The 10,397-nt window shown below is 60.5% G+C and carries 10 protein-coding genes and 1 rRNA gene; 7 read left to right on the forward strand and 4 right to left on the reverse strand.

What is annotated here, in order from left to right:
* Positions 1–29: 29 nt before the first annotated feature.
* Together M5J09_RS12920 and M5J09_RS12925 are read left to right on the forward strand one after the other, a co-directional pair.
* A complete protein-coding gene (locus tag M5J09_RS12920) occupies positions 30–902 on the forward strand; it encodes a glutaminyl-peptide cyclotransferase (RefSeq protein ID WP_374982129.1) in 873 nt (290 codons plus the stop codon).
* Between the two features lie 11 nt (positions 903–913).
* Positions 914–1,498, forward strand: a complete 585-nt coding sequence (locus M5J09_RS12925; RefSeq protein WP_042529962.1) for a DUF2771 domain-containing protein — start codon at positions 914–916, stop codon at positions 1,496–1,498.
* Positions 1,499–1,642: 144 nt separating this feature from the next.
* Here the strand turns inward: M5J09_RS12925 and M5J09_RS12930 are convergent, their stop codons facing one another.
* A complete protein-coding gene (locus M5J09_RS12930) occupies positions 1,643–2,023 on the reverse strand; it encodes a cold-shock protein (protein WP_039674441.1) in 381 nt (126 codons plus the stop codon).
* Between the two features lie 526 nt (positions 2,024–2,549).
* Here M5J09_RS12930 and M5J09_RS12935 point away from each other — a divergent pair.
* Positions 2,550–3,236 (forward strand): resuscitation-promoting factor Rpf1 domain-containing protein, encoded by a 687-nt coding sequence (locus tag M5J09_RS12935; protein ID WP_257158138.1) that lies wholly within the window; start codon positions 2,550–2,552, stop codon positions 3,234–3,236.
* Between the two features lie 226 nt (positions 3,237–3,462).
* Here M5J09_RS12935 and M5J09_RS12940 read toward each other — a convergent pair whose 3' ends face one another.
* The gene (locus M5J09_RS12940) at positions 3,463–3,648 is read right to left on the reverse strand and encodes a hypothetical protein (protein ID WP_042529958.1); all 186 of its coding nucleotides are present in this window, start codon (positions 3,646–3,648) and stop codon (positions 3,463–3,465) included.
* 113 nt (positions 3,649–3,761) lie between these two features.
* Between M5J09_RS12940 and M5J09_RS12945 the strand changes: the two genes are divergently transcribed.
* Genes M5J09_RS12945 through M5J09_RS12960 form a run of 4 tightly spaced genes read left to right on the forward strand, consistent with a single transcriptional unit; the run spans position 3,762 to position 9,305 of the window.
* Complete coding sequence (locus M5J09_RS12945; RefSeq protein WP_257158139.1) at positions 3,762–5,864, forward strand: helicase-associated domain-containing protein; 2,103 nt, start codon at positions 3,762–3,764, stop codon at positions 5,862–5,864.
* 29 nt (positions 5,865–5,893) lie between these two features.
* The gene (locus M5J09_RS12950) at positions 5,894–7,531 is read left to right on the forward strand and encodes a DNA repair helicase XPB (RefSeq protein WP_257158140.1); all 1,638 of its coding nucleotides are present in this window, start codon (positions 5,894–5,896) and stop codon (positions 7,529–7,531) included.
* Between the two features lie 4 nt (positions 7,532–7,535).
* Positions 7,536–8,174 (forward strand): DUF3239 domain-containing protein, encoded by a 639-nt coding sequence (locus M5J09_RS12955; protein ID WP_257158141.1) that lies wholly within the window; start codon positions 7,536–7,538, stop codon positions 8,172–8,174.
* Entirely contained in the window at positions 8,175–9,305 is a 1,131-nt protein-coding gene (locus M5J09_RS12960) for a pyridoxal phosphate-dependent aminotransferase (protein ID WP_257158142.1), read from the forward strand.
* Positions 9,306–9,373: 68 nt separating this feature from the next.
* On the opposite strand, the gene M5J09_RS13350 is transcribed toward M5J09_RS12960, so the two are convergent.
* Both M5J09_RS13350 and rrf read right to left on the reverse strand, forming a co-directional pair.
* Positions 9,374–9,832 (reverse strand): lysostaphin resistance A-like protein, encoded by a 459-nt coding sequence (locus M5J09_RS13350; RefSeq protein WP_374982130.1) that lies wholly within the window; start codon positions 9,830–9,832, stop codon positions 9,374–9,376.
* 452 nt (positions 9,833–10,284) lie between these two features.
* Positions 10,285–10,397: ribosomal RNA gene (rrf, locus tag M5J09_RS12965) — 5S ribosomal RNA — on the reverse strand; the annotation flags it as partial.

The raw sequence follows: 10,397 nt of genomic DNA on the forward strand, positions 1-10,397 counted from the left end.
GGCCGTCACCATAGTGCACAATGACAGACATGACCCTCCCCCGCCTCACTCGCGCGTCCCGCATTCTCACTGCTACGTTGTCTGCTGCAGCGCTGCTCGCGCCGCTGTCGTCCTGCTCTTCCGCACCTGGTGGTGTGGATCCAGCGGCGCCTGAGGCGGTGGAGACGGCGCAGGTGGGGACCGAGGGGACGTCGGCAAGCACTGCGTCCCCCGAGCGCCTCAGTGCCACAGTCCTGGAGACGAAGCCTCTCCTCCCCCACACCTTCACCCAAGGCTTGGAAGTGGACACCGCGGGCAACCTGCTCATTGGTACAGGTCAATATGGGGAATCACGCCTGCTTCGAGTTCGCCCAGGTTCGCTTAACCCACTCCAGGAAATCGCACTCAACAACTCCTATTTTGGTGAGGGCATCACACAAACCGATGCCGGCATCTGGCAGCTGACATGGAAATCCGGCACAGCTATCCTGCGTGATGCCACCACCTTCGACGAAATCAACCGGGTGGGCTACGACGGCGAAGGCTGGGGGCTGTGCAACGCAGGCCACGAGCTCATCATGTCCGATGGCTCCGCCACGCTACGCCACCTGCACCCTGACACCTTTGCCGAGCTTGGCCCGCGCACTAACGTCACTCTTAACGGATCCCCGGTGGACAATCTCAATGAGCTGGAATGCGTCGACGGTCAGGTGTACGCCAATGTGTGGATGAGCGACGACATCCTGCGCATCGACCCTAGCTCTGGCGACGTCACCGCCGTCATCGATACGGCACGTCTCCAGCACCGCCCCTACGAGGATCCCAATGCCGTCCTCAACGGCATCGCCCATATTCCAGGCACGGACGAGTTTTGGATCACCGGCAAGCTCTGGGATGACCTGTACCGGGTTCGATTCGAGTAGGATTCTCAGCCATGGCAACCGTGAAGCAAGCAAGGAAAAAGTCACTACTGCAATTTCTGGCGCTCATTATCGCCGTAGCGGTAATCGTTGTAGCAGTGGTGCTGTTCCAGAAGTGGTGGAATGACCGTCCGGGCCCGGAGCCGAAGGATGTCACCATCACGGCCACGGTGGGCGATGAAACCATCGAGGTTTCGCCATACAGCATCTGCGAGCCGGGCACTGAGTGCGAGGAAGGTGACGTCCCCAACCTCACGGTGGGCCCCGATGACACGCTCAAGCTCGACATCCCCGAGGCGATCTCAAACCACGAGTGGTCCGTGCTGTCCATCTACGATGATCCGGCCGCCAATGACAGCACTGCCCACGGCGCCAACGAAACCACCTCGGTGGAGATCCCCGGCTCCGTCGCCCCGATTGAAGCGTCCACCGGTGAGCGCCCACTGTTGAAGGTGGTGGAGATTTCCACCCTCATGATTGGCCATGATGCCAACGGTGAGGAGACCCCGATGCACACTGTGTGGTCTCTGTCCACACTGAGCGAAGATGAACTCAAGGAGTCCAAGGCTACCGGCGACGCCGAAGCGCCAGCAGAGTAATAGCGGCGCTGCGGCGCGTTGCCCCACGCGCCTCCACGATCGAAAAGTGCCCTAGCTGCCAAACTTACGACTGATCATTGAAAAATCAGCCTAACTTTCGTCAGCTAGGGCACTTTCGAGCTATCGGCCTAAAAGCTTTAGGCCCTAGCTATCCAAGTCCTTCGCAATGGCGCGCAGAATCTCAGCAACCTGACGGCCAGTCTTGCGTTCTGGGTAGCGCCCCTGGCTAAGCACCGGCTGGACCTGGGTCTCAAGCAACGTCATGACATCAGACAACATGCTCGACAGCTCCTCCGGCTTGCGAGCCGGGGTGCGGCGGCGTGGGGCATCCAGAACCTTCACGCGCAGGGCCTGCGGACCGCGACGGCCGGCCGCGAAGTCGAACTCAATGCGCTGACCCTGGAACAACTCGTCGACGCCCTTGGGCAGCACATTGCGGCCGACGTAGACGTCTTCATCGCCCGGGTTGCTGACAAAGCCGAAGCCTTTGTCGGCGTCATACCACTTCACTTTGCCGATTGGCATGGTTCTTCACTCACTTTCTTTCCGTCTCTCCTATGCAAGTGTAGGCGCCACCAGGCCGTGGGCCCATGAGCGCTCCACTTCCGGAACAAGGAGGCGCGGCGACGCTTAGCTCAGACTCCTAAGACCGCGCGCAGGAACTTTCCGGTGGAACTAATAAAGAGATTCATTCTAACCTTTGACACCCCACCGAAGAAACCCACGTTATGTATCGCCACACCCACCACACCCGTTACCCGTGTGACATAGATAACATTCCCGAAGCGAGCAGGGAAAACACTGCGATTCCAACGCTTCCGTTACCGTTTTGAGCCAAATAACGTGACTGTTTCGTTATAAACGGCTACCCTTTCCCTCAGGCACTTCGGCCGCCGGTCGTGGAAGTCTCGCCCCAGACACAGTCCGGGCTTTCACACAGCGGCCACTCATGATGTGCATGAATATGAACATCGAATACATAAACATCTGCCGGACTGGGCACTATCTGGGCGCGAGAACGCAAGAGACAACCTAGAGAAGGAATACTTTAATGGGACGCCACTCCGCTAAGAACAAGTCCATCGCTACCAAGTTTGCCGCTTCCACCGTTGCCGTGGGTGCTGCTGCAGCCATCATGGCTCCGAACGCCGCTGCTGCTCCGGATTCTGACTGGGACCGCCTCGCACAGTGCGAGTCCGGCGGTAACTGGGCTATCAACACTGGCAACGGCTACCACGGTGGTCTGCAGTTCAACGCTCAGACCTGGCAGGCATACGGCGGTGGCGAGTTTGCTCCGACCGCAAACCTGGCAACCCGCGAGCAGCAGATTGCTGTTGCTGAGCGCACCTTGGCGCAGCAGGGCTGGGGCGCATGGCCGGCTTGCTCCGCAAGCCTGGGCCTGAACTCCGCTCCGACCCCGCGCAACGTCAGCGCTGCTCCGGCACCGGCCGCAACCCCGGCTCCGGCTAAGGAAGAGACCGCACCGGAGGCTCCGGCCGACGCACCGGAGGTCGTGAAGGAAGCTGCCGAGGAGCAGCCAACCGACGAGCTGGCCGTTGATGCCCTCTACACCCTCGTCGAGGACACCGCCACCCAGTACGGCCTGACCATCCCGGCTTCCTTCACCGAGCAGTACAAGGCTAACCGCCACGACTTTGATGCTTTCTACTCCGCAAACCGCCACGTCATCGACCCGCTGGCTCAGTTCCTGAGCATCATCGCCGCTCAGGAGTCCTAATGGGAACCGCTGCTCAGCAGTCCTAGAAACTGAGCGCGACAAACAATAGACCGGCTGGACAATCCAGCCGGTCTTTCTGTTTTTACCCCCTCAGCTCATCCTTTAGGGAAATATCCTGAACACGAGGCATAGCCCCACCGAGGAGAACATTCTCGGAGGGGCTTTAAACTTGCCGCGTAAGGCGCGGCCTCACCGTAGATGAATGCGCAGCTATCTGCACATTCTCTTAGCGGTTGATGCGAGTGTACGGGTGAACGTAGTTCAGCTTCTCTGCCGGCATCGGCAGAATCAGATCATCACCGAAAGGGCTGGAAGCACCGGCAAACGGTGCGGAAATCTCAGTGATGGCGTGCTCGCGGGGGCTGTTCTTCGGCCAAGCCGGGGAAATGTGGCCTTTGTTCTCATTCGACATGCCCCTCATTATTCCAAACCGCGCGCCAAAAAGTAACTCAATTGAACAACAAGTGCCCCAATCCTCCCCCGCTCCCTACCACTCCTTCCCAGCAACTAGACTAGGGGCCCATCATGACCTCCCCTAAGAAGCGCGCCCGCGTCACCGACAGCTACCGCGAATGGCTTAGCCAATTGCCTGAGGAGGACCTCCGCGCCCTGCTCAGCCACCGCAGAGAAACCTTGGCCCCGGCACCGAAGGACTTCGGTGCGTTAGCCTCGCGTCTTACTCTGCCGATGCACGTCGTCGATGCCCTTGCGCATAGCAACGCAGAACAACTCGCAGTTCTGGAGGACATTGCGCAGCGCGGCGGTGAGATTGGCATGGTGGATGACACCAACCCAAAGGTCACACAACAGCTCAAGGAGCGCGGCCTCGTCTTTGGGGATGCCCCTCAGGTGCGCATCGTGACCGGCGTGATGGGCGCACTCCCCACGGGGTGGTCGCTGCTCAACCGCCGTGAGTTTAGCGAGGAGGACATCGCGGAACTACCGGGCGATGAACGCCGGATTCTCGGCACGCTAGCTAAAAGTGAAGGCGCGGGGTACACCACCAACACTGAGCCCGACAGTAAGTCCGAGGACCCCACCAAACGCCTTCTGGCCAAGGGGTTTCTCGAGCGCATCAACGCGCACTCAGTGCGCCTTCCACGCTCCCTCGCACGAGTTCTTGCCGGGGATACCACCCCACCCATCCCCACAACACCGTCCGGGCGCGCCGGTATCCCAGAGCCGGATTCGAAGGCGGATGATGCCGGTGCGGCCGCGGGCTTGGAGGTTGTGCGCACCATGGAGCAGCTCATTGAGGTGTTGGGCGCTCATCCGGAGGCGCTGCTCAAGGATTCCTCGGTCGGCGTGCGCTCCCTTTCCCAGCTTGCCAAGGAACTCGATGTGGACAAAGACGAGGTTGCACAGCTCATCAACCTCGGCCACCATGCCCGTCTCCTACACCGCGGCGAGCCGGATGGCCTCGAAGGACACTTCCTCGCCCCCACCACGGGATCACACGACTGGCTCGTGGCTGAGCTCGCGGAAAAGTGGCGCATTCTTCTCGACGCCTGGCGCGACTCCCCCTGGGCCAGCTGGGACGGCACCCGTGCGCTGTCTGAGGACACCCACGTGCGCCGTCTATCCCACTTCCGAGCGTTCGTCCTCGACGTCTACGCCCACTCCGCAGTTGCGCTCACTGAAGAAGAATTCTGGGAAGAGCTGCGCTTTAGATCGCCGCTTTTCGCTAGCCATACCCGCACACTCACCATCGAGAAGCTGCGTGCCGAGGCCGAATGGATCGGTGCGGTGGCGATGGGCAAAGCCACACGGGTGCTCAACAACTCCTCTGCCGCTGCTGATCTCGTCCCCGACACGGTTTCCGAGTTCATCATCCAGCAGGATCTCACCATCCTCGTGCCGGGGCCGCTCGAGCCAGCTACACACCGCACCTTAACGTCTCTGGCTGATCTTGAATCCCCCGGCCTGGCCAGTGTGTACCGCATGAGCGAATCCACTATTCGCCGCGGCATGGACCATGGCCTTACCGCTGCGGAGATGACGGAATTCTTAGAGAAACATTCACCCATGGGCGTGCCACAGGCGCTGGAGTTTGCCATCGGGGACGTCGCCAAGCGCCACGGCACTCTCCGCAGCGGACCTGCACTGTCTTATCTGCGCAGTGAGGACCCCGCGCTCCTGGAACTCGCTGCCGCTTCGGTCCCCGAACTGCGACTGCTTGCTCCAACTGTGGCGGTCTCCCCACTGCGCGTTGGCGAGCTGTTGGAGAAACTCCGGGCTCAGGGCTTGTCTCCTACCCCGGAGGATGAGTCCGGCGCCTCGATCGCAGTGGCACCGGAGCCGTATCTTCTGCCCACGCCCCGTGCCAAGGCCACTGCCCGCACGCCCGCCTCGGTGGACCAGGCGGTGCAGAACCTGCGGACATCAGGACAGACCCCCAGCACACACAATGAGGAGGAAGCGGATCCGCTCGCGCTGGCCCGAGCTGCCGCGCGCGTCCACACCGATATTGTGATTTCCTATGCCGACAAGAGCGGCACCATCCGCACCGTCACGGTGAAGCCGCTGTCCGTCGAAGGTGGCTACATCGATGCCCTGGGCGCGAGCGGCAAGCCCGTGCGATTCCCCGTGCACCGTATTTCCACTGTTCGGTTCGCCAACGACGACTAACAGCACACCAGAAAGGACTCGGTTCCACCATGCCCGGACCGCTCATCGTCCAGTCGGACAAAACCGTCCTCCTTGAGGTCGACCACCCGCAGGCCACTCAGGCCCGTGCCGCGCTCGCCCCGTTTGCTGAGCTCGAGCGTGCGCCCGAGCACATTCACACCTATCGGATTACCTCGTTGGCCTTGTGGAATGCGCGCGCGGCCGGCCACGATGCCGAGCAAGTAGTCGATGTTCTGGAGAGCTACTCCCGCTTTCCGGTCCCGCAGGCGCTGCTTATCGACGTCGCCGAGACCATGTCCCGCTACGGCCGCGTCCGCCTCCTCGCGCACCCAGCCCACGGCCTCATCCTCGAATCCGATGAGCCAGCCATCCTGGAGGAACTGACGCGCCGCAAGAAAGTGAGCGAGCTGCTGGGGCAGCGCATCGACGAGCACACCATTGCCGTGCCGCCATCGGCGCGCGGGCGTCTCAAACAGGAGCTGCTCAAGGCCAACTGGCCGGCAGATGACCGCGCCGGCTACGTCGACGGCGAATCTCACCCCATGAGCCTGAGCACCGACGAGGTGGAGTGGCAGTTGCGCGACTATCAGCAGTACGCCGCCGAGTCCTTCTGGGCGGGCGGCTCCGGCATCGTCGTTCTGCCCTGTGGCGCAGGTAAGACCATCGTGGGTGCCGCCGCGATGGCCAAGGCCCAAGCCACTACCCTCATCCTCGTCACCAACACAGTTGCTGGCCGCCAGTGGCGCGATGAGCTGCTGCGCCGCACGAGCCTTACCCCGAATGAGATCGGCGAATACTCCAGCGAAAAGAAGGAGATCAAGCCGATTACCATCGCCACCTACCAGGTGGTGACTCGCAAGACGAAGGGCGAATACCGAGCGCTTGAGCTCTTTGACTCCCACGATTGGGGCCTCATCATTTACGACGAAGTCCACCTGCTCCCCGCCCCAGTCTTCCGCATGACCTCCGACCTCCAATCCCGCCGCCGTCTGGGACTGACCGCAACCCTCGTGCGCGAGGATGGCCGCGAAGGCGATGTTTTCTCGCTCATCGGGCCCAAGCGCTATGACGCACCCTGGAAGGAGCTGGAGTCCGCAGGTTACATCGCCACCGCGGACTGCGTCGAGGTGCGCGTGGACATGACGCCAGAGGAGCGCATGCTCTATGCCACAGCGCAGTCACGGGATAGGTACAGAATTGCGGCGTCGGCAAGCGCCAAGCTCCACACCGTGGACAAGCTGCTGAAGAAGCACGAAGGCCAGCAAGCACTCATCATCGGCGCCTACGTGGACCAACTCGAAGAATTAGGCACGCACCTTCACGCCCCCGTCATCGACGGCACAACCTCCACCGCCAAGCGCGAAAAACTCTTCCAACAGTTCCGCGATGGCGAACTTAACACACTCGTGGTGTCCAAGGTGGCTAACTTTTCCATCGACCTGCCCGAGGCAGCCTTGGCAATCCAGGTCTCCGGTACCTTTGGCTCCCGGCAGGAGGAAGCACAGCGCCTCGGCCGTCTGCTGCGTCCCAAAAAAGATGGCCAGGAAGCGACGTTTTACACACTCGTGGCCCGTGAATCCCTTGATTCGGAGTACGCCATGCACCGCCAGCGTTTTTTAGCGGAGCAAGGGTATGCCTACCGGCTGGTGGACGCAGTAGACTTGTGAACCAATGAAGATTTTCAAGTTTAATGTCCACGAGGACTTTGCCAAGCAGAATAACGAGCTCCTGCGCGATTCCTCGCGCCTGCGCAACTCCGGTCTCGTTATGGGATTGCTGCTCATCATTGGCGGCATTGCGCTGTACTTCGGCATTGATGCCGCTTGGCGCATTACCGTGGGATTGGGCATGGTGCTCTTCGGTATTTTCTGCGCGGTCATTGGTGTGCTGGCCTCCCGCCAGGTGGGCTCGGCGCAGAAGCTGTATGACTCCTATCCTCTTGCCCCCGCAGTCGTGGCGGAGGTCAACGAGCGCGACATGGTGCTCCTAGCGCTGGTGAACACCAACGTGGATCCGAAGCTTCCGCCGCGCTGGGGCGTGTGCCTGCGCACGGTGAGCAACATTCCTGGCATCAAGCGCACGGTGGGCACCAAGGTTCCGGTTGCGGCTGTTTCTGGCCAGCGTAGCTCCAGCGACAAGGAGCATTGGCAGCAGATCACCCCAATGCCGATCGCGTGGGGCACCCCGGATGCGGAAACAGTTACCGTAGCGCGCAAGTCCATCCCGGAAGACCAATGGCAGCGACTCGAGCGCGCGCGCAAGCGTCTGTCTGATGTGAAGGCAACGAAGTACGACCTGTTGGTGCTCTAAATGACTGTTGAGAGACTGCAAGAATTCGACGAAACCATCTTCGCCACCATGACCGCGCTTGCCGTGGAGAATGACGCGGTGAATCTGGGCCAGGGATTCCCCGATAGTGATGGCCCGCAGCGCATGCTGGAGATTGCCCAGGACAACATCGCTCATGGGAACAACCAGTACGCGCCGCTGCGCGGCGTTCCGGAGCTGGTCAGTGCCATCGCGGAGACCTACTCGGTGCCCCAGGACCACGTCGTGGTCACCGCCGGCGCTACCGAAGCGATCACCGCCACCGTCTTGGGCTTGGTAGAGCCAGGCCAGGAGGTCATCGTCCTTGAACCCTACTACGATGCCTACATCGCCGCCGTCGCGCTTGCCGACGCCACCCGCATCCCCATCCCCCTCAAAGAATCCGGCAACAGCTGGGACATCGACGTCGACGCCGTGCGCGCGGCTATCACGGACAAGACCGCCATGGTCATCATCAACACTCCCCATAATCCGACGGGCTCGGTGTTCTCCCGTGCTGCTCTCGAACAACTCGCTGAGCTCTGCGTTGAAAAAGATCTCCTTGTCCTCGCGGACGAGGTCTACGAGAACCTCACCTTCGGTGACGCTCACCACATCAGCATTGCTGCCCTGCCGGGCATGAGCGAGCGCACCATTACGGTCTCCTCCGCCGCCAAGTCTTTCAACTGCACCGGGTGGAAAACTGGCTGGGCACTTGCGGAGCCGGCGCTTATCGACGGCGTCATCAAAGCCAAGCAGTTCACCACCTTCGTCTCCACCACGCCATTCCAGCCCGCCGTTGCCCACGCCCTGCGCTACGAGAAGGAGTGGCTCGAAGGCATGGTCTACGAGCTTGAGGAGTGCCGAGACATCCTCGTCGCGGGTCTTGAGCAACTCGGCTTCCATGTCCACGACACGGGCGGCACCTACTACGTGGTTGCCGATATCTCCTCAACCGGCATGAACGGCATCGATTTCTGTATGCAGCTTCCCGCCACGAAGGGCGTGGCCGCCATCCCGCTTGCCGCGTTTACCGACAATCCCGAACCTTGGACGAACAAGGTGCGTTTTGCCTTCTGCAAGCGTCCCGAGGTCATCCGCGAGGCAGTCCGCCGTTTGACTTGCGAGGACTAGCCCCCCGAGGCAGACCTGTTCGCCCAGTGTCGGAACAACCGGACTGAGCAACACCCGCATTCGTTGAATTAACCCGCCAGCAGTCCAATCCCTATGTTAAGGGCAGCATGTAGGACTGAGCACTCAATGACGCTACCCGAACGATATCTCACTGCTCCGAGTATCCAGCCACCGAGGAACTGAACGGGAAGTATCGGCCACAAATGCACATCAAAACTCAACAGCACGAGGTGAGGCACGAGAAAAATAGCGGCCTGAAGAGTGTTCCCAACCCATAGTCCCCAGCGTCGAAGAAACAAGCCGCCGAGGAATCCTCGGAAGAAAATCTCCTCTCCTAGGGCTCTAAGAATCACGGCAATACTTACCCCTTGGACGAGAACGACACCTGGGAGGGTCAAACTTGATGCCGACACGAGACGGATACCAAGGTAACCAATTCCTAGCAGCACAGGAAACAAAACGAGACTTAGCCCTGCCGCTTGCCAGCTTCCCCATCGCCACCCCACATATGCCCGAGCACGGGACACCCCTAGTGACTTGCGCCGGAAAAAATATAGAGCACTGAGGGACAGAGGAATAAAAGAAATTCAATCATGTTTCTATTCCTTTACCGTGAATGGGCGAAACGACGATTCCATAAAGTCTTCGCAACTTCCATTGTAGGATTCGCATGTGAACATTACGGCCCAACAGCAGAGCAAACGTGGTGCTGAGTCCTTTGTGTTTGTCCAGACCTGGGTGGCGACTCATGCTGGTCGGCTTCTATGTCGGTGTGTGGTATGGTTGGCAGCACGCTGGGTGTGTCGGTTTTCTGGTCTGGGTTTTTGGTGCTGTTGCATCCGTACGTAGGGGCTGTGAGGAATAGTGTGGTGGCCTGGGGTGCGGGCTGGTGGGGTTAGGAAAACAGCTCAAGGCCCTAGACGCCGTGGTGGGTGTCTAGGGCCTTGGGCTTTTTATTGAGTTGTGTTGTGTTGTTTGGTGTCGGCGGTTTCTTACTCTCCCACAACCTCCCGGTTGCAGTACCATCAGCGCGGGCAGGCTTAGCTTCCGGGTTCGGAATGGGTCCGGGCGTTTCCCTGCTGCTATAGGCCA

The organism is Corynebacterium sp. BF-R-2, assembly GCF_024586525.1.
In the GTDB taxonomy this organism is placed as follows: domain Bacteria; phylum Actinomycetota; class Actinomycetes; order Mycobacteriales; family Mycobacteriaceae; genus Corynebacterium; species Corynebacterium singulare.

Excerpts from the sequence above, each read along its gene's own strand:
- M5J09_RS12920 (WP_374982129.1), top strand. The coding sequence starts at position 30 with ATGACCCTCCCCCGCCTCACTCGCGCGTCCCGCATTCTCACTGCTACG.
- M5J09_RS12925 (WP_042529962.1), top strand. The coding sequence starts at position 914 with ATGGCAACCGTGAAGCAAGCAAGGAAAAAGTCACTACTGCAATTTCTG.
- M5J09_RS12930 (WP_039674441.1), bottom strand. The coding sequence starts at position 2,023 with ATGCCAATCGGCAAAGTGAAGTGGTATGACGCCGACAAAGGCTTCGGC.
- M5J09_RS12935 (WP_257158138.1), top strand. The coding sequence starts at position 2,550 with ATGGGACGCCACTCCGCTAAGAACAAGTCCATCGCTACCAAGTTTGCC.
- M5J09_RS12940 (WP_042529958.1), bottom strand. The coding sequence starts at position 3,648 with ATGTCGAATGAGAACAAAGGCCACATTTCCCCGGCTTGGCCGAAGAAC.
- M5J09_RS12945 (WP_257158139.1), top strand. The coding sequence starts at position 3,762 with ATGACCTCCCCTAAGAAGCGCGCCCGCGTCACCGACAGCTACCGCGAA.
- M5J09_RS12950 (WP_257158140.1), top strand. The coding sequence starts at position 5,894 with ATGCCCGGACCGCTCATCGTCCAGTCGGACAAAACCGTCCTCCTTGAG.
- M5J09_RS12955 (WP_257158141.1), top strand. The coding sequence starts at position 7,536 with ATGAAGATTTTCAAGTTTAATGTCCACGAGGACTTTGCCAAGCAGAAT.
- M5J09_RS12960 (WP_257158142.1), top strand. The coding sequence starts at position 8,175 with ATGACTGTTGAGAGACTGCAAGAATTCGACGAAACCATCTTCGCCACC.